This window comes from Microbacterium paludicola (assembly GCF_039529675.1).
Taxonomy (GTDB): Bacteria; Actinomycetota; Actinomycetes; order Actinomycetales; family Microbacteriaceae; genus Microbacterium; species Microbacterium paludicola.
Genome location: NZ_BAAANG010000024.1, coordinates 38,610 through 59,219, shown reverse-complemented (window position 1 = coordinate 59,219; position 20,610 = coordinate 38,610). Strand labels below are relative to the sequence as shown.

Here is a 20,610-nt window from a genome sequence, read left to right as displayed (position 1 = left end):
TCACAGCCTGACCACGACACGAAGGATCACACGATCACCGATACACCACGTCCCAGGACTTGACCCCGAGTCGCGCCTCCTCGGTGGTTCGAGAGATCCGGCATGGCATCGACCGGTGGCCGCCTGGAAGCCGGCGATGTCTGTGGCGTTCTGTTGGTGGGTCATACCGATCACGTAGTTGCATCTGAGGTCGGGCTGAGCGTGGGGGCGCTATGGGGGCAGAAACCAATGCGCGCAGATGCGTAATGGTGGCGATAAGCTGGCGCTCCGCCTAGGAACTTCGGGGCCTCGTGGGAGTGGCTGATACCCCAACTTGTAAACAGGGGGTCGTGGGTTCGAACCCCGCAGTCGGCACCGTATGAATGCCCTGCGTCGGCCGCGAGGGTCCGTCAGAACGTGATCATCATCATGCGACTGTTCAGCCGGCGAGGCGGCTGAACAGGTTGACGAGATTGCCGTCGGGATCGCGGAACAGTGCGGAGCGGTTGCCCCACGGCATTGTCGACGGCGGCAGGACCACGTCGTTCAGCTCGGCCTCGAGCCGAGCGAACTCGGCGTCGACGTCGTCCACCTCGAACTCCACGATCACCGAGCGGTTCGCGGAAGGGCCGACCGCGCCGCCGAGCATCGCCACCGTCGCCGGGCTGGCGATCGCGAGCGTGGCCCCCGGGCCGGTGAACTGTGCGAAGACCGACGCGGGGCGCGCCGCGGTCTGGCCCGTGACGCGCTCGTAGAACGCGGCGAGACGGTCGACGTCGTCGGTGATGATGCGGATGGATGCGAACGGCATGGGTGCCTCCGGTCGTGGTGCGAATTCGATCCCCACCAGCCTCGCGCGGTGGCGCGACAGCGTCCAGTCGGTGTTTCGCAGAATCGATCAGCGCATATCGTCCATGACCGGGTGAAGCGTGCCGAACGGGATGTCGAGATCCTCCCGGCGCAGCGCGCGCGGCGGCGGGCGCTCAGGAGCTTGCGCAGCGCCGTGCCCGCCGAGTGGCGGAAGGGGCCTCGGCGGAGAGCGCCGAGGCCGACCAGCAGCGCGAGTGCCTCATCGGGCGTGAAGCCCATCGGCCCGAGCGTCGCCGACGCGTCGATCGTGTAGCCGCCGGTGCGGCCCGGATCGGCCCAGATCGGGACGCCGGACTGCTGCAGCGCGGACAGGTCGCGCTCGATCGTGCGGACAGAGACCTCGAAGCGCTCCGCCAGCCAGCGCGCGCTGCGCCGGCGCGGCGATACCGGTATCCGAAAATGCGGGGAAAGTCGGTGCCTGAATTCGGCGCCAAAGTGTTCCTCGGGATTTGCATAATGGGCACCGGCATAAAGGCATTCTGTTCGCCGGGAGTTTCCCAAAATGCCGCACAGTGTGCGCGTGCCTTCCGAAAACCTTCTGGCCCCGCCCCGCGACGCATTCCGTGGCGTCGGGGGGACCGCCGCGACGGGGGCCGGGGCTCAGACAGTGGGGGACCTGAGCACCCCGGTGCCGACGCTTGCGGCCGACACGCCGATCCTTGTCGCCGAGCGGCGCTTCCGAGATGAGCCGACGCTTCGCGCCGTTGCCGTCGCGGTGCCCGGCGGGCTCGCGCTGCTGACACTGCGGCTGCTCGAGACACAGCTGAGCGGCCGCCTCGGCTACGGACGCGCGCTGCTGTCGCGCGCGGTGGTGGGCGGCATCGTGGACGCCGACAGCCTCGTGCTCGAGTCGGACGCGCCGCTGCTGGAGGCGGCCGATCAGCTGCTCACGCGCGTCGACTGGCTGCGCGACGACGAGGTGCTCGTGATGGGCCAGGACGGCGAGCCCGCCGTCGCATCCGTGTCGGTGATGTTCCGTGAGGTCGGCCTGCTGTTCCGCGACATCGCGATGCGCGACCAGCTCACCGGACTGCCGAACCGGCGCCTGCTGCACGAGCGGGGCGAGCTGCTGTCCACCCAGGTCGACCCGGGCCGGATGGCTGTGCTGTACGTCGATCTCGACGGCTTCAAGCAGATCAACGACAGCCTCGGCCACAAGACCGGCGACGAGCTGCTCGTCGAGTTCGCGCGGCGGCTGAACGCGTCCGTGCGCCCCCAGGATCTCGTCGGCCGCCTCGGCGGCGACGAGTTCGCCGTGCTGCTGACCGACGTGGGCGAGGAGGAGACGATCGCGGTCGCCGATCGCATCATCGCCGCGTCGCAGGAGAGCTTCATGATCGACGGCCTGCAGCTGTACCTGTCTGCCAGCGTCGGCGTGGTCACGGGCGCGGAGGTGGCGTACGAGGAGTCGTCGCTGAGCGTGCTCGACACGCTGCTCCAGCGATCCGACGTCGCGATGCTGCACGCGAAGCGTGCCGGCAAGGCGCGCATCGGTCGGCTCGGGGCCCACGACGACATGGCGTCGCCCAACCGGCCCGCCGTGATCCGGCGCCGGCTTGGTCACGCGCCGGAGCAGGCGGCGCAGAACGAGACCGCGCCCGGCGTGCTCTCGCTGCACTACCAGCCGAAGCTCGACCTGCGCTCGGGCGAGGTTGGGTCGGTCGAGTTCATCCCGGTCGCCGAGCACACGGGACAGATCCGGGCGCTCGGATCATGGGTGCTGCGCGCGGCCTGCCGGCAGGCGAAGGAGTGGATGGACCAGGGACACAGCTGGACCGTCGCGATCAACGTGTCGCCGGTGCAGCTCGGCATCCAGGGGTTCGTGTCCGAGGTTCTCGGGGCGGTGCGGACCGCCGGCATCCCGACGAGCCTGCTGCAGATCGAGGTGACCGAGAGCAGAGCGATCGGCGACGCGCCGTTCGCGCTCGAGCAGCTCGCGGATCTGCGTACGGCGGGCGTGCGCGTGCACCTCGACGACTTCGGCACCGGATACTCGTCGCTCGCACGGCTGCGGCACCTACCGCTGGACGCGCTGAAGATCGACCAGAGCATCACCGGCCGGATCGACTCGGACGAGGCCGACGCGATGCTGCTGGCCGGCGTGATCGGCGCGGCGCACCTCCTCGGGCTCACGGTGATCGCCGAGGGCGTCGAGCGCGACACCCAGTTCACGCGCCTCAGCGAGCTGGGGTGCGACGTGGTGCAGGGCTACCTGATCGGCCGGCCGAGCCCCGCGGGCGACGTCCCGCGCATGTCCGCCGGCCCCTTCCCGCATGCCTGACGCCCGGCCGCAGCAGCGCGTCAGCCGGCGTCGGGTCGCCGGAGGATCAGCAGCGTGCTCTCCCGCGCCGCCGCGCTGACCACGGTGTCGATGTAGCGGGGACCGAAGTGGCCGTACTTCGCGCGATAGACGTCGTCGACCGCGTCCTGACGCGGATCTCCCGCGTCCACCGGCTCGAAGAGCACGTCGAACTCCGCGTCGCCGACGCGGATGCGCCCGGTTCCCGCGGCCACCGCGCGTCGGAACCAGCCGTTCTCCGGCCCGTACGCGGAGCGGACGTAGAGGCCCTCGCCGGCGCGGACGGCCCAGATGGTGACGTACGGGCGCAGTGTTCCGTCGCGCCGGTGCGAGGCGATCTGCAGCTCCTCCGCGCGCCCGATCCGGTCAAGGTCGTCTGTTGTCCACTCGCTTGTCATGCGTCCTCCTCCGTCGGCACTCACAGGGTAGGCCGGGGCGACGCCGGGAGGGGCGGTTTCGGTGCGGTTGCGCGCCGGCCGGGATCGTCCGCGAGACGCCGGGCGGCCGCGTCGCGTCGTGTCACGGCGTTGCGCCAGACGACCGTGCTGACGGTTCCGCGCTCGGCCGTCCACTCGACGATGACGACGCGGTCGTTCCAGCCGCGAGCGAAGGCCTCGATGCGCTCGGTCGGGCGATGCGGCCACGAGATCCACGCCCAGACCGGCATGGCATCGCTGTGCCATTCGATCGGCTGCGGCCCGTACGCCAGCGCCGGCAGCGTGCAGGGGGCGATGTTCGACACGACGATCTCGAGCATCTGCTCACTGACCTTCGTACTCGCCACGGATGAGGAGCGTAGGCGCAGCCGCGGACATGCGCGGCCCGCCGGCGCCGACTACTGCACCGGCTGCTCCGTGGGAAGGGGTGTCGGGATCTCGACCGGCGCCGAATCGTCGCCGTCGTCCTCGGCATCCTCCTCGGCGGCCTTCTGCTGCTCCTCCTCCGCCTTCCGCTGCTCTTCCGCGGCCTTCTCTTCGGCCTTCCGCTGCTCCTCGGCCGCCTTCTCGGCCTCCTTCGCTGCCTTCTCGTCCACCTTGCGCTGCTCCTCCTCGGCCTTGCTCTGCTCGTCCTCCGAGACGGGCGGGGCGGCCGGCACCTCGGCGGGCTGCTCCTCGGCCGGAGCGGTCGGCTCGGGCGACGGGGTCCGCTCCACGGCGGGAGCGACGGACCGGTTCGGCTCGCCCGATCCGGCCAGCCCGGAGCCGAGCGCCCAGACTCCGATGCCCGCCGCGGCCAGTGCCGCGGCGGCCCCCGTGACGGCAAGCGCGCGGCGCCCCCGACGCGATGGTGCCGCGGGATGCGCCGCGGCCGTGTGCTGCGCCGTGACGGGAGGGCCCGGCGCCTGCGCGAACGCGGTGGTGGCGGCCGTGGCCGGGAAGGCGGTCGTCGGCGCATCGCCCGCGGCGGCTGCGGCACCCGCGGTGCCCGCACCGAGCGCCGCCGCGCCGCCGAGCGCGGCGAGAGGCACGGTCGCCGCGCCGTCGCGGTCCGCCGCCCGGCGGCTCGCGAGACGCGAGGTCTCGCCCGCGACGGCCGCGGCGGACGGGCGGTGCGCCGGATCCTGCGCGGTCATCCGATCGATCAGCGACGCCCACTCAGGCGGCACCGACGCGGGGATGGTGGGGCGCGCCGTCTGGCGCGCGACGAGGCTCTCCATCGGCGTCGACCGCGGGAAGCCCGGCGAGCCGGACAGCGTCTCGAGCAGCACAAGCCCGAGCGCGTAGATGTCGGCGGCCGGCGTGGGCGCTTCGCCGCGCGCCTGCTCGGGTGCGAGGTACGCCGCCGTGCCCATCACCAGCCCGGGGGAGGTCATCCGGTCGCCGTCGAGGAGGTACGCGATGCCGAAGTCGGCGAGCTTCGCGTGGAAGCGGCGCCCCGGCGTCTCGGTCGAGGCCAGCAGCACGTTCGACGGCTTGATGTCGCGGTGCACGATTCCCGCGCGGTGTACCGTGTGCAGGCCCTCGGCGAGCTCGGTGGCGAGGACGGCGGTCTCGGCGGGGGAGAGCGGTCCCTCCCGCAGCAGCCGCGACAGGGGTGGTCCGTCGACGTACTCCATCACGAGGTAGTCCTGGCCCTGTCCGATGTGTGCGTCGAAGAGCGTCACGAGCGACGGGTGGCTGAGTGAGGCCAGCAGGGTGACCTCGCTGTGCGCACGTGCGGCGGCGTCGCCCTCCATGTCGGCGATGAGCTTGATCGCCACGGTGCGGCCGAGGGCGGCGTCCTCGGCGCGGTAGACACGGGACATCCCGCCCGTGCCGATGCGCTCGATCAGGCGGTAACGGCCGTCGAGGATGGCGCCCGTCTGCGATTCGGGTTCGCTTCCGGTCATGCCTCCACCGTACGGACCCGGCCTGGGTGCGCCATCCGGGTTGACAATCCGCGGCCGGCTGTCCGTCGCGGTGGACAGGACCCGGTGCCCGGGCTCAACCCGAGTACCCGATAGTGTTCGGCCGGGCCTGTGTGCGCACGCCCGTGAGGAGTGGATGTGACCATCGTCGACCGACGCGCCGGGATCCGGCTGCCCCGGGCCCTTGCCGCCCTGCTCGCGACCCTCGCGCTGGTGGTGTCGTCCCTGGTGTTCGTCGCGCCCGCGCAGGCGATCACCTGGGGCCCGAAGCTCTGCGACGGCTTCGCCGCCTGCGCTGCCAAGGGGTACGGCAACGCCGGCTACCAGAGCGTGTACAAGCAGTCGTTCTGGAACATGTACGGCGGTCACAACTGCACGAACTACGTCGCCTACCGCATGCAGAAGGCGGGGATCCCGCGCTTCGTCCGCGTCGGCTACGGCAACGCGTACCAGTGGGGAGCGGAGGCGAAGGCCGCGGGTCTCGCGGTCGACAAGGGCACGCCCCGCGTCGGCGACGTCGCGTGGTGGGACCGTGCCGCGATCGGCGGCAGCGGCCTCGGGCACGTCGCCTACGTCGAGAAGGTCGACGTCGCGGCCGGCACCTTCACGGTCTCCGAGGACAACTACAGCTCCGACTTCGACTGGCGCGTGTATCGGCTCAGCGAGGTCTCCGGATTCATCCGCGTCGCCAAGCCGTCGCTTCCCGCGTCGCCGATCCCGACGGTCTCCGGATCGGCGGTCGTCGGCGGAACGCTCACCGCCAGGCCCGGCACGTGGGCGCCGACCGGCGTCGCACTGACGTACCGGTGGCTGCGCAACGGGGCGGCGATCTCGGGCGCGACGAAGAGCACCTATCGCCTGGTCACGGCCGACGCCGGCACAAAGGTGTCGGTGCAGGTCACGGGCGCCAAGGCGGGATACACGACCACCACGCGCAGGAGTGCGGCGGTGTCGGTGCCGCTGCTGGCGATGACCGCGCCGGTGCCGACCATCACCGGCACTCTGCGCGTCGGCTCGACCCTCACCGCGAACCCCGGAGCGTGGGCGCCGTCGGGTGTGGTGCTCACGTACCAGTGGCTGCGCGCCGGCCAGCCGATCTCCGGGGCGACCGCGCGCACCTACAAACTCGCGGCGGCCGACAAGGGCAAGGCGGTCTCGGTGCGGGTGACCGGCAAGAAGGCGAACTACGCGACGACCGCGAGGACCAGCAAGGCGACGGCGGCGATCAGGTAGCGGCCGGCTCGGGCTCGCCGGGCTCGCCGGGCTCGTCCGGCTCCCAGCGCAGCACGTCGCCCGGCTGGCACTCGAGCACCCGGCAGATCGCGTCGAGGGTCGTGAAGCGCACCGCCTTCGCGCGGCCGTTCTTCAGCACCGCCAGGTTCGCGGGGGTGATGCCCACTCGCTCCGCCAGGGTGCCGACGGCCATCTTGCGCCGCGCCAGCATCACATCGACGTCGACGATGATCGCCATCAGACCACCCCGTCGAGCTCGGAGCGCAGCGTCCGGGCCTCGATCTCGCGGTCCATCGCCTGCTGCAGCAGCTGGCGCATCACCACGACGAGCAGCGCGACGCCGCCGGTGACGAACGCCGCCCCGCACACGAGGCCCACCACGCCGGGCGCCGCCGAACCGGGCGCCAGCAGTGCGGCGAGAGCGAAGGTCACGACCGCGTCGAACGCGATCGCGCCGATGATGACATCCACCCAGCGGAAGGCCGCGCGGGAGAAGACCGATCCTCGGCGCACGAGGGTCAGCAGGCGCCAGATGCACACGGCGCACACCTGCAGCCCGAGGATCCAGAAAGCGGCGATGGCGACGAGCGCGATCCGGCCCCACAGCGCCTCCCCCTCGAGGTCGACCCACACAAGGGGCAGGATGACCGCCTGTACGAACAGGGATCCGGCGAGCGAGAGCGCGATCACGATCTGCAGCGCCAGGACGACGTACTTGCCCATGGGGCCTCCTTCATCGAAGAACGACATGAACCTATCGCAAGTCGATAGATACCGCAACGCTTTCGATCACTGTCTCCCCGAAGCGGCGCCGTCCCGGCGGATCGGGGGCGCCGGGCGCGCGCCTAGGCTGGGACGAGTGAGTGGATCCCGTGGGCCAGCCGAGGCGCGAGCGCGGCGGGGCGGGATGCTCGCCCTCGCGGCGGCGATCGCGGTCGGCGTGCTCACCGCGATCCAGTCGCGCATCAACGGCGCCCTCGGGGCGGAGCTCGACAACGGGATCCTGGCGGCGGTCATCTCCTTCGGCAGCGGACTGCTGCTGACCGCCGTGCTCGCCGCCGCCCTGCCGTCCGGCCGCGCGGGCGTGGCGCGCCTCGTCGCCGGCATCCGCGATCGGGGGATCCCGTGGTGGCTGCTGATCGGCGGGGCGGGCGGCGCCTTCACCGTCGCGTCGCAGGGCCTCGTGGTCGGCATCATCGGCACCGCGCTGTTCACGGTCGGACTCGTCGCCGGCCAGACGCTCAACGGGCTTGTGCTCGATCGGGTCGGGTACAGCCCCGCCGGTGTCACGGCCGTGACCATCCCGCGGGTGCTCGGCGTCGGGCTGGCGCTCGCCGCGGTCGCGGTGTCGCTCGCCGGTGGCGGAACCGCAGAGGCGCCGCTGTGGATGCTCATCCTGCCGGTGCTCGTCGGCGCCGGGCTCGCGTGGCAGCAGGGAACGAACGGGCGGCTGCAGCTGAAGACCGGTTCGGCGCTCACGGCGACGTTCGTGAACTTCGTCGGCGGCACGGTGCTGCTCGCGATCATCGCGCTCGTGCAGGTGCCGCAGGTCGGGTTCTCGCCGCTGCCCGCGTCGCCGTGGCTGTACACCGGCGGCGCGGTGGGCGTGATCTACATCTTCCTGTCGGCCGCGCTCGCGCCGCGGATCGGGGTGCTGCTGCTGTCCCTCGGGTCGGTGCTCGGCATGCTCGTGGGATCGTTCGTGCTCGACCTCGTATGGCCGCCCGCCGTGCCGCCGTCGCCGATCCGCTCGGCGATCACCGTCGTCATCGCCTGCGTGGGCGTGGCCGTCGCGGCCTTCGGGCGTCGGCCCGTCCGCTGACGCGAGGTCAGTCCTTCTTGCCGCGCGGCATGCGCGAGAGGTGGCGGGCGCCGTCGATCGTCTTGCCGCGCAGCGGACGCGAGCGCTCGGGCTTGCCACCGACGTAGAGCCAGCCGAGCAGGTGCTCGCCCTTCTCCAGGCCGTGGGCCTTCGCGACCGCCTTGGCGCGCGTGTAGTCGCCGGTGCGCCAGAACACTCCCCAGCCGGCCTCGTCGAGCAGCAGACTCAGGGCGTGCGCGACGCCCGCGGCGGTCGCCTCCTGCTCCCAGGCGTCGACCTTCTTCGAGCGCACCGATGCCACGACCGCGATCAGCAGGGGAGCGCGCAGCGGCTTGGAGTACACGCCCTTCTTGCCCTCTGACTTCGCGATCGCGCGGCCGAGGGCGATCCGGTCGTCGCCGCGGATCTCGATGAGCCGCCAGGGCCTGAGCTCCTTGTGATCGGCGACGCGTCCGGCGGCCGAGACCAGCTCGACGAGCTCGTCGTGGGTCGGCGCCGCATCCGTGACTTTCGAGAGCGAGCGGCGGGCCCGCATCGCCTCGAGGGCGGTCACGACTCCTCAGCGGGTGCGAAGTTCAGGGAGAGTGAGTTCATGCAGTAGCGGTCGCCGGTCGGCGTCCCGAACCCGTCGGGGAAGACGTGGCCCAGGTGCGAGCCGCAGTTCGCGCAGCGCACCTCGGTGCGCTGCATGCCGTGGCTGTTGTCCTCGAGGAGCTCGACCGCGTCGGGGCGCACCGACTCGTAGAAGCTCGGCCAGCCGCAGTGCGAGTCGAACTTGGTGCCGCTCTGGAAGAGCTCGCTGCCGCACGCGGCACACGTGTACAGGCCCGCGCGCTCCTCATCCAGCAGCTCGCCCGTCCACGGGCGCTCGGTGCCCGCCTCGCGCAGCACCGCGTACTGCTCGGGCGAGAGCTCAGTGCGCCACTCGTCCTCGGACTTGCTCACGTTGTACGACATGGAATCCTCCCGGGGGTCGCTATCAAGATTACGGCCGTCTGCGGCCATCGGGATCGTGTGTGACGCAGGACGGATCGGCCTCCCGGCCCCGGGAGAATGGGGCGATGGACACGCACGAGGACGCCGCGGCTGCCGTCGCCGAGCGCTTCGCCCGCTTCGCCCGCGACGAGGCGCCGGGTCGGTCGGACGTCTACCTGTCATGGGCGCGCGAGGTCGCGGGCGACGCCGGGCTGCGCGACATCCTGTCCCGCATCCCGGCCACGCACCGGCAGCCCCCGCTCGTCTTCGCCGTCACGCGGATGCTCGGGGCGCCCGTCTCGGACGGGCCCACGTGGGCGGCGTTCGTCCGCGCGCATGCGGAAGAGGTCGTGGCCGAGTGCGCCGCCCGCACGCTGCAGACGAACGAGCCGCTGCGCTGCGCCGTGCTGCTGCCGGCGCTCGCGCTGATCGACGGCCCGATCGCCCTGCTCGAGCTCGGCGCCTCGGGCGGGCTCTGCCTGTATCCGGATCGCTACGCCTACCGCTACGAAACCGTCGCGATCGGGGAATCGACCGTGACGCTCGCATCCGCGTCGCGTGGTGCCGCGCTGCCGGAGCCGCGGCTGCCCGAGATCGTCTGGCGCGCGGGGATCGACCTGCAGCCGCTCGACGCCCGTGACCCGGCCGACCGCGCCTGGCTCGAGGGACTTGTGTGGCCCGAGGAGAGCGAGCGCGCTGCACGCATCGCCGCGGCGCTCGGCATCGTCGCCTCGGAGCCGCCCCGCCTCGTGGCGGGGGACGCCGCCGACGTCGACCTCGTCCGCCGGGTCGCGGCGGACGCCCCCGCCGACGCCACGCTCGTCGTCACGACGCCGGGGATCCTGCCGTACGTGCCACGCGCCCGCCGCGACGGGCTGATCGCGGCGCTCACCGCGGCTCCGGACGATGCCGCCGGCATCCGCGCGGGCGGCGTGCGCTGGATCACGCTCGACCAGCCGGGCCTCCACGACGCGTGGGTCCCGCCGATCGACCCCGCGACGTGGCCGGGCTTCGCGCTCGCACTGGACGGGCGGGTGCTCGCCGCGGCCGACCCGCTCGGATCCTGGATCGACTGGCGCGCGTGATCGACGCCGGGCCCGGCGCGACGGTGGATGACGGCACCTCTCGGTGCGCCTCCCGACCTGGACCGGACGGGCGCCTAGCCTCGACCCCATGCCCCTCTCCGACCGCGACCGCGCCCTCCTGGCGTTCGAGGCGCGCTGGCGCGTCCACGGTGGCGCGAAGGAGGAGGCGATCCGCTCGGAGCTCGAGATGGCGCCCGCCCGCTACTACCAGCTGCTCGGCCGGCTGATCGACTCGGGCGACGCGCTCGCCGCCGATCCGCTGCTCATCGGGCGCCTGCGGCGGATGCGCGACGCGCGCGACGCCGCCCGCTCCCGCATCGCCGGCTGAGAGGTCCTGCTCGGACGCCCGGGTACGATCGAGCCGTGCCGACCAGCCTCCCCCGGGACCGTTTCGACGACGTCCCCCGCCAGCCCGCCCGCGTCGGCGCTCACCGGGCCGAGCAGCCTCGCACCCCGCGCGGCGTCGTGCTGATGTGGGCCGCCCTCGCGACGGTCATCCTGATGATCGCCGGAATCCTCGGGTTCCTCGTCCTCTCGCAGCGCACCGGGATCGTGCCCGACCCGCCGCAGGCCGAGCCGACCGTCGCGCCCGTCGTCGACACCGAGTACACGGTGCTCGTGCTCAACGGAACGAGCACGAGCGGCGTCGCCGAGGAGGTGGCCGCTCAGCTCGTCGCGGCCGGATGGGAGGAGGGCTCCGTCATCCCCAGCGACTCGTCGGCCACCGACTTCCCGGAGACCACTGTCTACTACGCGTCGCCCGAGGAGGAGGCCGCCGCGCTCGGCGTCGCCCAGGCGATCGGGGGCGCGCGCACGGAGCAGAGCGACCAGTACGACCAGCCGGGCGACGAGGAGAAGGAGCTCACGGTCGTCGTCGGACTCGACCGTGTTTCCGCCGGGTAAACAGTTCGATGCAGGCGTGTCAATAGTCGCCTGAACCGCCTCGAGCCCCGAAAACACGCGGATACGATTCCCCGGTAATCCCCTCTATCAGGAGGGCCCAGTACCAGGAGAGTTCGCATGACCCAGGGCACCGTCAAGTGGTTCAACGCCGAGAAGGGCTACGGGTTCATCACCGTGGCGGACGGCAGCCAGGACGTCTTCGTCCACTACTCGAACATCGAGATGAGCGGATTCCGCGTGCTCGAGGAGGGCCAGGCGGTCGAGTTCAACGTCGGCACGGGCCAGAAGGGCCCGCAGGCCGAGGCAGTGCGTCCCGTCTGATCCCCATCGTTCCCGGAAGGCGCCCCGTGACATCGCTCGCGGGGCGCTTTCCGTGTGTACGGCGCGGCGGCCCACGCGGCTTGCACTCGATGGGGGTGAGTGCCAGAATCGTCCTGGCACTCCCCTCAGGTGAGTGCTAAAGACCACACGCCTACGTCCGGGAGGGACGACACCAACATGGCAAAGATGATCGCTTTCGACGAGGAGGCCCGCCGCGGCCTCGAGCGCGGCCTCAACATCCTGGCCGACGCCGTCAAGGTGACGCTCGGCCCGCGCGGTCGCAACGTCGTGCTCGAGAAGAAGTGGGGCGCCCCCACCATCACGAACGACGGCGTCTCGATCGCCAAGGAGATCGAGCTCGACGACCCGTACGAGAAGATCGGCGCGGAGCTCGTCAAGGAGGTCGCCAAGAAGACCGACGACGTCGCCGGTGACGGCACCACGACCGCGACCGTTCTCGCCCAGGCTCTCGTCCGCGAGGGTCTCCGCAACGTCGCCGCGGGCGCTGACCCGATCAGCCTCAAGCGCGGCATCGAGAAGGCCGTCAAGGCGCTCTCGGACGAGCTGCTCTCGCAGGCCAAGGAGGTCGAGTCCAAGGAGCAGATCGCTGCGACCGCCTCGATCTCGGCCGCCGACCCCGCCATCGGCGAGCTCATCGCCGAGGCCATCGACAAGGTGGGCAAGGAGGGCGTCGTCACCGTCGAGGAGTCGAACACCTTCGGCACCGAGCTCGAGCTCACCGAGGGTATGCGCTTCGACAAGGGCTACCTGAACCCCTACTTCGTCACGGACCCGGAGCGCCAGGAGGCCGTCTTCGAGGACCCGTACATCCTCATCGCGAACCAGAAGATCTCGAACATCAAGGATCTTCTCCCCGTCGTCGACAAGGTGATCCAGTCGGGCAAGGAGCTCGTCATCATCGCCGAGGACGTCGAGGGCGAGGCTCTTGCGACGCTCGTGCTCAACAAGATCCGCGGCATCTTCAAGTCGGTCGCCGTCAAGGCCCCCGGCTTCGGTGACCGTCGCAAGGCTCAGCTGCAGGACATCGCGATCCTGACCGGCGGCCAGGTCATCACGGAGGAGGTCGGCCTCAAGCTCGAGAACACCGACCTCGAGCTGCTCGGTCGTGCCCGCAAGGTCATCGTCACCAAGGACGAGACCACGATCGTCGAGGGTGCCGGCGATGCCGGTCAGATCGAGGGTCGCGTCACGCAGATCCGTCGCGAGATCGAGAACACCGACAGCGACTACGACCGCGAGAAGCTGCAGGAGCGCCTCGCCAAGCTCGCCGGTGGCGTCGCCGTCATCAAGGCGGGCGCGGCCACCGAGGTCGAGCTCAAGGAGCGCAAGCACCGCATCGAGGACGCCGTCCGCAACGCGAAGGCCGCCGTCGAGGAGGGCATCGTCGCCGGTGGTGGCGTCGCCCTCATCCAGGCCGGCAAGGTCGTCTTCGCCGGTGACCTCGGCCTGGTCGGCGACGAGGCGACCGGTGCGCAGATCGTCAAGGTCGCCATCGAGGCCCCGCTGAAGCAGATCGCCCTCAACGCCGGCATGGAGCCGGGCGTCGTCGCCAACAAGGTCGCCGACCTCCCCGTCGGCCACGGCCTGAACGCCGCCACCGGCGAGTACGGTGACCTGTTCGCGCAGGGCATCATCGACCCCGCCAAGGTGACGCGTTCGGCGCTGCAGAACGCCGCGTCGATCGCCGGCCTCTTCCTCACGACCGAGGCCGTCGTCGCCGACAAGCCCGAGAAGGCGTCGGCCCCGGCCGGCGACCCGACGGGTGGCATGGACTTCTGATCCAGAGCCGCTGAGCCAGAACGGCCCCTCCTTCGGGAGGGGCCGTTCTGCTGTCCGCTGTCGGGGTCAGCGGAACATCCCGGATGTGAGGCGCTCGGCCTCCGCGTACTGCGCGCTCGCCGCGCCGAGTGCGCGGCCGAGTCCGTCGAGCGCCTGCTCGACGGACTGCTGCACGGCCTTCCACTGAGCGAGCGCGGACTGGAACGAGGTGGCGCTGGCGCCCGTCCACGTCGTCTCGAGCTGCGCGAGCTGACCGCTGAGGGTCAGGCTCGTGGTGCGCAGCTGCTCGGCGGTGGCGAGGGCCTGCCCGTTGGCGGCGGAGACCGCGTCGGTGTCGACGGTGAAGATGGCCACGATGTGCTCCCTGGGTCGTGTGGCGGGTGGATGACCCCACGCTAGGAAGCCCGCACACCCCGCAGGGGGCCGGCAGCGGATCGGGGAGAGACCGGTCCGCGAACGCGTGCTGTGGACGACCGGCTCAGTCGGTGAGCTCGCGCCGCACGCGCGGCACCGGCCGGGTCTCGGCGAGATCCGGCTCCGGAGCGGGAGGCGGTGCCAGCGGGAACGCGACCCGGAAGGTCGCCCCGCCGCCCGGGGTGTCGAGCACCTGCACCGAGCCGTGCAGGGCCTCGACGATCGAGGCGACGATCGCCAGCCCCAGGCCGCTGCCGCCGGTCTCGCGTGCACGCGAGGAGTCCGCCCGCCAGAACCGCTCGAAGATCTGGTCGCGGATCGCCTCCGGAACGCCCTCGCCGTGGTCGACGACGGCGATCCAGCCCATCCGCGCGGCGACGTCGACGCCGACCTCGATCTCGATCGGCGAGCCCTCGGGGCTGAAGCGGCGGGCGTTGCCGAGCAGGTTCGCCACCACCTGGCGCACCCGGTGCTCCTCCCCGAGGATCACCGGCGGCACCGCCACGGGGCGCAGCGAATGCGGCACCGAGAAGTCGAGTCGCGGCACCCCGCCCGAGGGGACGTCCTCCTCCACCACCGGCAGCTCGCCCGTGTGCGGATCGCCCGGTGCCTTCGGTCGGCGCCGCAGCAGCGAGCTCAGGCCCTCGGTCGCGGCGGTCAGGGTGCGCGGCAGGCGGCGCGGCGTCTCGTGCGGGTTGGCGTCCTCCGGCTCCTCGCTGCGCACCAGCGCGATCGGCTCCGTGAGGGCCTCGATCGTCGTGTCCACTACTGTCACGTCGCGCCCGGGCTCGGCCGCCCGCACATCCAGCGCGGCGTCGCGCGCGATCGGACGCAGATCCAGTGGCTGGATGTCGAGCTCGCGCTTCTCGTCGAGGCGGGCGAGGGCAAGGAGGTCTTCGACGAGGACGCCCATCCGGATCGCCTCCTTCTCGATGCGCTCCATGGCGCGCGCGGTGTCGTCCTCGCCCTGGATGGCGCCCATCCGGTACAGCTCGGCGTAGCCGCGCACGCTCACGAGGGGAGTGCGCAGCTCGTGGCTCGCATCGCCGACGAAGCGGCGCATCTGGCGGACGGTCGCGTCGCGCTCGGCGATCGCGTCGTCGATCCGGTCGAGCATGGTGTTGATCGCGGCCTTGAGGCGGCCGATCTCGGTGCGCGGCTCGATGTCGCTGAGGCGCTGGCTGAAGTCGCCCGCGGCGATCGACATCGCAGTGTTCTCCACCTGCCCGAACCGGCGGAACGTCAGCGTCACCGCCCAGCGCGTGAGCAGGGCGCCGCCGATGATCGTGACCAGCGCGACGAGGAAGAAGATGCCGAAGTACGTGCCGACCACGTCCTCGACCTCGTTCAGGGGGCGCGCCACGAGCTGTGTGTAGATGTTGTTGCTGCCGGGGAACTGGATCACCGCGAACGCCGCGCGGTAGTCCATCTCGCCGTCCGCGTCGGTGAGGCGCTTGATCTCGCCCGCGTGCGAGTAGGCATAGTCGAGGGCGATCGAGTCGGGGAACACCGGCGGCGGCCAGGGCGCCTCGGGTCCGGGGCCGCCGGCGCGCGAGAGAAGCTGCCCGTCGACGCCGTACAGCGCCACGTAGTAGTCGGTGCGCGGGGCGTTCGCCTTGGCCGTGAACAGCGGGCCGTTGCTGCCGTCGGAGATGTTGAACAGCTGCTCGCCGACGGCGGAGGAGGCGAGCTGCTGCAGCGACGACTCGATGCTTCCGATCAGCGCCTGGCGCAGCATCGGCACCGTGCCGATGCCGGCGGCCATCAGGCCCAGCGCGAGCACGGTCACCGTGACCCCGGTGACCTTCGCCCGAAGGCTGATCCGCCGCCACCAGGTGGTGACCGCGTCGGTCTTCTTCGCCAGGACGTGCCTCTTTCGGTGGGTGCGTCCGCCGGATCGGCGGGCGCGACGGGATCAGCCCGCCTTGTCGACCTTCAGCATGTAGCCGAAGCCGCGCTTGGTCTGGATGAGCGACTCCGACGCGTGCGGGTCGATCTTGCGGCGCAGGTAGGAGATGTAGCTCTCGACGATGCCGGCGTCGCCGTTGAAGTCGTACTCCCACACGTGGTCGAGGATCTGCGCCTTCGACAGCACCCGGTTGGGGTTGAGCATGAGGTAGCGCAGCAGCTTGAACTCGGTGGGGCTGAGGTCGATCTGCGCGTCGCCGACGAACACGTCGTGCGTGTCCTGATCCATCGTCAGCTCGCCGGCGCGGATCACCTGCTCGTCCTCGGTGTCCTGCATGGTGCGGCGCAGGATGGCCTGGATGCGGGCGACGATCTCGTCGAGGCTGAAGGGCTTGGTGACGTAGTCGTCACCGCCGGCGTTCAGGCCCTTGATCTTGTCTTCGGTCTCGTCCTTCGCGGTGAGGAAGAGGATCGGCGCCGTGAAGCCGTGGTCGCGCAGACGCGTGGTGACGCTGAACCCGTTCATGTCGGGAAGCATCACGTCCAGCACGATCAGGTCGGGCTCCTCCTCCAGCACGGCGGAGATCGTCGCGGCGCCGTTGCCTACGGTCTTCACCTGGAAGCCCGCGAACCGCAGGCTCTGCGAGAGCAGGTCTCGGATGTTCGGCTCGTCGTCGACGACCAGGATGCGCGGTGCGGTCATGGCCCCATTATGTCCGTCCCCCCTTTGATCTGGGCGGATTTCGCCCCGGATCGGCCCATAGCGAAATCGCGAGCGCCTGCGGTGGACATCGTGGCGCGCGGATCCACGTCGGAGCGGGCCACCACGCGGCGGGGTACACGCCGCGACAATGCCGCAGGCGGCTCGGCGCTGCGGGCCCCTGCCTCAGTCAGAATGTGACGATGACGCAAGATCGCCGGATCCGGCTCGCGACGACCGAGGACGCGGCCGCCTGCGCGGTCATCTACGCGCACTACGTGCGGCACACGGTCATCACGTTCGAGACGGAGCCGCCGTCCGTGGCGGACATGGCGGTCCGCATCGCGACGTCGAACGAGCGGCACGCGTGGCTCGTGCTCGAGGAGGCGGGTGCCGTCGTCGGATATGCCTACGCCGGCCCCTTCAAGCCGCGCGCCGCCTACCAGTGGAGCTGCGAGGTCAGCGTGTACCTGCTCCCGGAACACCGCGGCGCCGGCGCGGGACGCGCGCTGTACGACGCTCTGCTGCCGATGCTCCGTGAGCGAGGCTACCGGCGGGCGATCGCGGTCGTCGCGCAGCCGAACCCGGCGAGCAATCGCCTGCACGAGAAGCTCGGCTTCACGCACACCGGCACGCAGCCCCGGGTCGGGTGGAAGCACGGCGCCTGGCACGACGTGGCGTGGTCGCAGCTCGACCTCGTGCAGGACGAAGACCTCGTCGCACCGCCCGCGCCGCCCGCGTGATCGCGCCGGCAGCGCCCGCCGTCCCTCGCCGCTCGATGCCATGGCGGGTGCTGTGTCGGCAGTGGGCCTCGGGTCAGAAGGGTGGTGGGTCGTCGCTGAGGTGCAGGTCGGGCATGAGGATCTCGGCTTCGGCTTGGAATCTGACCATCGGGGTCGGTTTGTAGGCGTAGACGCGTCCGAGCGGGCTGATGTATTCGGTGAGTCCGTCGGGTCCCTGCCGCATTCCCCACGGGGAGTGGTGCTTCAGGCGGTGGTGGGCTTCGCAGAGGTGGGCGGTGTTGGTCACCGCGGTGGGACCGCCCCTCGAGTAGGGGGTGGTGTGGTCGATGTCGCAGCGCCTGGCGGGTTGCCGGCATCCGGGGAACCGGCAGTGCTCGTCCCGCGCTACCAGGAACCGGCGTTGCGCGGCGGTGGGGGTGTAGGCGTCGACGGTGTCGAGGGCGCCGGTGTCCTTGTTCTCCCACAACCGCACCCACAAGGTCGCGTTGCCGGCCAGGCGACGGGCGGTGTCGGGGTCGATCGGCCCGTATCCAGTGAGGAACGCCGCCTCATCCCCGATCCCGGTGACCGTGTCGACGGGGATCGTCACCTGCACGGTGGCGCGGATCGCGTCCAGGCCGTCACCGGCGGTGGGGGTGCCCGTCAGGACGAGGTCGGTGAGCACATCCGCACGGTGGTGATCCAGAGTGCGGGTGTCGCCGGTGCCGGCGGCACGGGCGACGGCCTTGTTCTTCACCGCCATCTGCGTCACCCGGTCATGCATCGCGTACACCGTCACGGCGGGCCCGACGTATCGGAACTCCCCCATCCCGTTCTCCAGCGGACTCACCCACGCCCCCCGCTGCGCCATCGCCTCCTCCTGCCGCACCGCCAGCGGCACCGGATCGATCCGCTCCGCCACGGACCGGACGAGGGACCTGAGCTGACCGACCGTCATCACCTCGGCCCGGGGGAGGACGACGCCCTCGTACTCGACCCGGGAATCATCGTCGAGGCGTTCCCCGGCGGCGACGATCGCCTTCGCGTGGGGTTCGCTGATCCGCCCGGCCTGCAGGGCGGCGAAGGTGGTGGGGAACTCGACGACGAGGGTGAGGGCCTCGCCCATCCGGGTGCGGATCGTCCCGTCGGGGATGCGGGCGGCGGCGCCGAGTTCGGCGGCCATGGAGCGGGTGGCGAAGTCGTACTCCGACTCCGACCCGCTCCGCCGGGCCTGCGTCGCAGCGATCTCCGCCAACCCGACCAGCACCTGCGCCTGCTCGGCCCGCGCGCGGGCGATCTGCTGCTCCAGCTCGACGAACCGGGACACCAGCACGTCGGCGCGCGCGTTCTCCTCGGCCGTGGCGATCCACGGATCCGGGGCGAACACTGGGGAGGTCATGAGGCAAGTCTGACAGGGGCCACCGACATTCCACCGGTATGGAAACCCCTGATCCGGATGGGTTTCGACTGTGGAGAGAGGGGCCGCCTGGGGAGGGGTGTGGACGAGGCAGCGGGGCCGTGGCACTCAGCCCCACGGGCGGGTCCGGGGCGGTTTCGACACTTCGACTCGCTTCGCTCGCTCAGTGCGGCGCTCGCTTCGCTCGCTCAACCCGTTTCGACTCCGCTTCGCTCCGCTCAACGACCGGAGGCGCGTACAACCCGCGGGTGAGCCCGGGCGGTTTCGGCTCGCTTCGCTCGCTCAACCCGTTTCGACTCGCTTCGCTCGCTCAACGACCGGGAGGGACGAACCCCTGCCGCAGCGGACCCCCGCGTGGATGCGATCAACCGGCCGCGGGTCAGTCGTGCACCCACACCTCGGTGCCGACCTGGGCGAAGCGGTAGAGGTGCTCCGCCGCGGCGATCGTCATGTTGACGCAGCCGTGGCTCATCCGCGCGGCCGCCCCGAAGTTGCCGTGCCAGTACGTGCCGTGGAAGCCCTGGTCGCCGTTGAAGAAGCTGACCCACGGCACGTTCTCGGTGCAGTACCCGTAGCCGTAGTCCCCGCCGTTGCAGTCGCCCATGTCCTGCATCGCCCGCTGCACGTACACGGTGTAGTGGCCGGTGCGGGTCTCATGGACGCCGCCCGTTCCGATGGCCACCGGGTACGACGCGACGAGCGCGCCGTTCTCATACAGCAGGGTGGTGCCCGCGCTCTTGTCGACCTCGATCGTGCGCATCAGCGCCTGCGACTCGTGCGGGATGACCGTGCCCTGCAGCTCGAAGCGCAGGTCGCCGCCGTTCACGGAGGCGGCGACCTTCTCGGCGAGGCCGTCGATCGATCCGATGCCGGAGCCGTCCTGCCCGGCCTGGATGGTGCGCAGCACCGTGCCGCCCGAGTTCGTCACCACCTGGCCGGGCACCGGCGCCGTGTTCAGCCGCTCGGGCAGGGTCTTCACGAGCTCGTCGATCGCCGCGACGTCCGCCGCGATCGCGAAGCCGCCGGTCGCGGGATCGGCGGCGATCTCGATCCACGATGCCAGCGTCGCGAGGTCGATCGGCACCGAGCCGCCTCTGTCGACGTGGAAGCCGGCGTCGCCCGCCTGGTCGTTGAGCCCGGCCGCGAACGCCTCGGCCGCCTCGGTGCGGATCGCCGCGCTCTGCTCGGTCTGGCGCGGCTCGGCGGTGAGCGCCCCACCGGCGGTGAGAGATGCGGCAAGGTCGGCCTCGAGCGCGGCGAGATCCACCCCACGCCCCGGCACCGCGGGCGTCGCCGCGAAGCGGCCCGCCGCCTCGTCGAACGCCACCTGCGCGTCCACCGGATCGGCGAACAGCTCCGGTGCCTGCGCGCGCAGCACGGCGGACGCCGCGACCGTATCGATCGCGAGGGCCGCGTCGATCGGCTCGGGATCCCAGCCGCTCACGTTCCAGAGCGGGTGCGCACCGAGCGCCTGACGCGCGAGCGCCTCCGCGTCGACCGTGACGCCGAGATCGGCCGTCGACATCGTCGCGCCGCCGACGACGACCTCCGCGCCCGCGATCCGCGCGTGGATGGCATCCTCGGCCGCATCTGCGGTCATCCAGCCCACCGGCGTGCCGGCGACGGTCACCCCGGGTGCGATGAACAGGGTCGACGCGTATGCGGCGCCCGCGGCCGCGAGGACGAGCGGGATGCCGACCCACAGGGCGACGCGGCCGCCATGGCGACGCGGAGCCGGCTCGGGCTCGGCGGACGAGGGGACGGCGATCGCTTCGGTGACGGTGCTCACACCACGTATTGTCCGGAACCCGCGGT

22 protein-coding genes and 1 pseudogene are annotated in these 20,610 nt (G+C 71.3%); 9 read left to right on the top strand and 14 right to left on the bottom strand.

Features of this window, described 5'->3' with window-relative positions:
- Window positions 1–418: 418 nt before the first annotated feature.
- Together ABD161_RS11800 and ABD161_RS11795 are read right to left on the bottom strand one after the other, a co-directional pair.
- A complete protein-coding gene (locus ABD161_RS11800) occupies window positions 419–790 on the bottom strand; it encodes a VOC family protein (protein ID WP_344003036.1) in 372 nt (123 codons plus the stop codon).
- Between the two features lie 320 nt (window positions 791–1,110).
- Window positions 1,111–1,350, bottom strand: a pseudogene (locus ABD161_RS11795) (HTH domain-containing protein); the annotation flags it as partial.
- Between the two features lie 106 nt (window positions 1,351–1,456).
- Between ABD161_RS11795 and ABD161_RS11790 the strand changes: the two are divergent.
- Window positions 1,457–3,130: a putative bifunctional diguanylate cyclase/phosphodiesterase gene (locus ABD161_RS11790; RefSeq protein ID WP_344003033.1), complete on the top strand. Its 1,674-nt coding sequence runs from the start codon at window positions 1,457–1,459 to the stop codon at window positions 3,128–3,130.
- A 20-nt stretch (window positions 3,131–3,150) separates the two neighbouring features.
- Here the strand turns inward: ABD161_RS11790 and ABD161_RS11785 are convergent, their stop codons facing one another.
- Genes ABD161_RS11785 through ABD161_RS11775 form a run of 3 tightly spaced genes read right to left on the bottom strand, consistent with a single transcriptional unit; the run spans window position 3,151 to window position 5,477 of the window.
- Entirely contained in the window at window positions 3,151–3,546 is a 396-nt protein-coding gene (locus tag ABD161_RS11785; protein ID WP_344003030.1) for a DUF2255 family protein, read from the bottom strand.
- A 20-nt stretch (window positions 3,547–3,566) separates the two neighbouring features.
- Window positions 3,567–3,932 (bottom strand): hypothetical protein, encoded by a 366-nt coding sequence (locus ABD161_RS11780; RefSeq protein WP_344003027.1) that lies wholly within the window; start codon window positions 3,930–3,932, stop codon window positions 3,567–3,569.
- A gap of 51 nt (window positions 3,933–3,983) precedes the next feature.
- Window positions 3,984–5,477, bottom strand: coding sequence for a serine/threonine-protein kinase (locus tag ABD161_RS11775; RefSeq protein WP_344003024.1), 1,494 nt, complete (start codon window positions 5,475–5,477; stop codon window positions 3,984–3,986).
- A 156-nt stretch (window positions 5,478–5,633) separates the two neighbouring features.
- On the opposite strand from ABD161_RS11775, the gene ABD161_RS11770 reads away from it, so the two are divergent.
- Window positions 5,634–6,728 (top strand): CHAP domain-containing protein, encoded by a 1,095-nt coding sequence (locus tag ABD161_RS11770; RefSeq protein WP_344003022.1) that lies wholly within the window; start codon window positions 5,634–5,636, stop codon window positions 6,726–6,728.
- On the opposite strand, the gene ABD161_RS11765 is transcribed toward ABD161_RS11770, so the two are convergent.
- Window positions 6,721–6,966 (bottom strand): helix-turn-helix domain-containing protein, encoded by a 246-nt coding sequence (locus tag ABD161_RS11765; RefSeq protein ID WP_135112436.1) that lies wholly within the window; start codon window positions 6,964–6,966, stop codon window positions 6,721–6,723. The two genes, ABD161_RS11770 and ABD161_RS11765, sit on opposite strands and share 8 nt — an antisense overlap.
- Entirely contained in the window at window positions 6,966–7,451 is a 486-nt protein-coding gene (locus ABD161_RS11760) for a DUF2975 domain-containing protein (protein ID WP_344003017.1), read from the bottom strand. Before ABD161_RS11760 ends, ABD161_RS11765 begins: the two co-directional genes overlap by 1 nt.
- A 136-nt stretch (window positions 7,452–7,587) precedes the next feature.
- Here ABD161_RS11760 and ABD161_RS11755 point away from each other — a divergent pair, with 136 nt between their 5' ends.
- Complete coding sequence (locus tag ABD161_RS11755) at window positions 7,588–8,550, top strand: DMT family transporter (RefSeq protein ID WP_344003014.1); 963 nt, start codon at window positions 7,588–7,590, stop codon at window positions 8,548–8,550.
- A 7-nt stretch (window positions 8,551–8,557) separates the two neighbouring features.
- On the opposite strand, the gene ABD161_RS11750 is transcribed toward ABD161_RS11755, so the two are convergent.
- Window positions 8,558–9,085, bottom strand: a complete 528-nt coding sequence (locus ABD161_RS11750; RefSeq protein WP_135112668.1) for a nitroreductase family protein — start codon at window positions 9,083–9,085, stop codon at window positions 8,558–8,560.
- A 14-nt stretch (window positions 9,086–9,099) separates the two neighbouring features.
- A complete protein-coding gene (gene msrB, locus ABD161_RS11745) occupies window positions 9,100–9,507 on the bottom strand; it encodes a peptide-methionine (R)-S-oxide reductase MsrB (RefSeq protein ID WP_344003011.1) in 408 nt (135 codons plus the stop codon).
- Between the two features lie 104 nt (window positions 9,508–9,611).
- On the opposite strand from msrB, the gene ABD161_RS11740 reads away from it, so the two are divergent.
- The 5 genes from ABD161_RS11740 (at window position 9,612) to groL (ending at window position 13,634) form a co-directional block, all read left to right on the top strand.
- Complete coding sequence (locus ABD161_RS11740; RefSeq protein WP_135112441.1) at window positions 9,612–10,610, top strand: DUF2332 domain-containing protein; 999 nt, start codon at window positions 9,612–9,614, stop codon at window positions 10,608–10,610.
- Between the two features lie 88 nt (window positions 10,611–10,698).
- Window positions 10,699–10,938, top strand: a complete 240-nt coding sequence (locus ABD161_RS11735; RefSeq protein ID WP_344003005.1) for a DUF3263 domain-containing protein — start codon at window positions 10,699–10,701, stop codon at window positions 10,936–10,938.
- A 35-nt stretch (window positions 10,939–10,973) separates the two neighbouring features.
- Window positions 10,974–11,513, top strand: a complete 540-nt coding sequence (locus tag ABD161_RS11730; protein ID WP_344003002.1) for a LytR C-terminal domain-containing protein — start codon at window positions 10,974–10,976, stop codon at window positions 11,511–11,513.
- Window positions 11,514–11,630: 117 nt separating this feature from the next.
- Entirely contained in the window at window positions 11,631–11,834 is a 204-nt protein-coding gene (locus ABD161_RS11725) for a cold-shock protein (protein WP_135112447.1), read from the top strand.
- A 177-nt stretch (window positions 11,835–12,011) separates the two neighbouring features.
- Window positions 12,012–13,634, top strand: a complete 1,623-nt coding sequence (gene groL / locus ABD161_RS11720) for a chaperonin GroEL (protein ID WP_344002999.1) — start codon at window positions 12,012–12,014, stop codon at window positions 13,632–13,634.
- A gap of 66 nt (window positions 13,635–13,700) precedes the next feature.
- Here the strand turns inward: groL and ABD161_RS11715 are convergent, their stop codons facing one another.
- From ABD161_RS11715 to ABD161_RS11705, 3 genes are all read right to left on the bottom strand, one after another.
- On the bottom strand, window positions 13,701–13,988 hold the full coding sequence (locus ABD161_RS11715) for a WXG100 family type VII secretion target (protein ID WP_344002996.1): 288 nt from the start codon (window positions 13,986–13,988) through the stop codon (window positions 13,701–13,703).
- Between the two features lie 124 nt (window positions 13,989–14,112).
- Window positions 14,113–15,837: a sensor histidine kinase gene (locus tag ABD161_RS11710; RefSeq protein ID WP_425560888.1), complete on the bottom strand. Its 1,725-nt coding sequence runs from the start codon at window positions 15,835–15,837 to the stop codon at window positions 14,113–14,115.
- A gap of 126 nt (window positions 15,838–15,963) precedes the next feature.
- Window positions 15,964–16,659 (bottom strand): response regulator transcription factor, encoded by a 696-nt coding sequence (locus tag ABD161_RS11705; protein WP_135112453.1) that lies wholly within the window; start codon window positions 16,657–16,659, stop codon window positions 15,964–15,966.
- A 200-nt stretch (window positions 16,660–16,859) separates the two neighbouring features.
- Between ABD161_RS11705 and ABD161_RS11700 the strand changes: the two genes are divergently transcribed.
- Window positions 16,860–17,399: a GNAT family N-acetyltransferase gene (locus ABD161_RS11700; RefSeq protein WP_344002992.1), complete on the top strand. Its 540-nt coding sequence runs from the start codon at window positions 16,860–16,862 to the stop codon at window positions 17,397–17,399.
- A 73-nt stretch (window positions 17,400–17,472) separates the two neighbouring features.
- Here the strand turns inward: ABD161_RS11700 and ABD161_RS11695 are convergent, their stop codons facing one another.
- The gene (locus ABD161_RS11695; protein WP_344002989.1) at window positions 17,473–18,777 is read right to left on the bottom strand and encodes an HNH endonuclease signature motif containing protein; all 1,305 of its coding nucleotides are present in this window, start codon (window positions 18,775–18,777) and stop codon (window positions 17,473–17,475) included.
- A gap of 397 nt (window positions 18,778–19,174) precedes the next feature.
- A complete protein-coding gene (locus ABD161_RS11690; protein WP_344002985.1) occupies window positions 19,175–20,584 on the bottom strand; it encodes a L,D-transpeptidase in 1,410 nt (469 codons plus the stop codon).
- Window positions 20,585–20,610: the final 26 nt, after the last annotated feature.

Coding starts and splice junctions, on each gene's coding strand:
- groL (WP_344002999.1), top strand. CDS start 12,012: ATGGCAAAGATGATCGCTTTCGACGAGGAGGCCCGCCGCGGCCTCGAG.
- ABD161_RS11695 (WP_344002989.1), bottom strand. CDS start 18,777: ATGACCTCCCCAGTGTTCGCCCCGGATCCGTGGATCGCCACGGCCGAG.
- ABD161_RS11725 (WP_135112447.1), top strand. CDS start 11,631: ATGACCCAGGGCACCGTCAAGTGGTTCAACGCCGAGAAGGGCTACGGG.
- ABD161_RS11800 (WP_344003036.1), bottom strand. CDS start 790: ATGCCGTTCGCATCCATCCGCATCATCACCGACGACGTCGACCGTCTC.
- ABD161_RS11785 (WP_344003030.1), bottom strand. CDS start 3,546: ATGACAAGCGAGTGGACAACAGACGACCTTGACCGGATCGGGCGCGCG.
- ABD161_RS11700 (WP_344002992.1), top strand. CDS start 16,860: ATGACGCAAGATCGCCGGATCCGGCTCGCGACGACCGAGGACGCGGCC.
- ABD161_RS11765 (WP_135112436.1), bottom strand. CDS start 6,966: ATGGCGATCATCGTCGACGTCGATGTGATGCTGGCGCGGCGCAAGATG.
- ABD161_RS11750 (WP_135112668.1), bottom strand. CDS start 9,085: ATGCGGGCCCGCCGCTCGCTCTCGAAAGTCACGGATGCGGCGCCGACC.
- msrB (WP_344003011.1), bottom strand. CDS start 9,507: ATGTCGTACAACGTGAGCAAGTCCGAGGACGAGTGGCGCACTGAGCTC.
- ABD161_RS11740 (WP_135112441.1), top strand. CDS start 9,612: ATGGACACGCACGAGGACGCCGCGGCTGCCGTCGCCGAGCGCTTCGCC.
- ABD161_RS11775 (WP_344003024.1), bottom strand. CDS start 5,477: ATGACCGGAAGCGAACCCGAATCGCAGACGGGCGCCATCCTCGACGGC.
- ABD161_RS11705 (WP_135112453.1), bottom strand. CDS start 16,659: ATGACCGCACCGCGCATCCTGGTCGTCGACGACGAGCCGAACATCCGA.
- ABD161_RS11735 (WP_344003005.1), top strand. CDS start 10,699: ATGCCCCTCTCCGACCGCGACCGCGCCCTCCTGGCGTTCGAGGCGCGC.
- ABD161_RS11760 (WP_344003017.1), bottom strand. CDS start 7,451: ATGGGCAAGTACGTCGTCCTGGCGCTGCAGATCGTGATCGCGCTCTCG.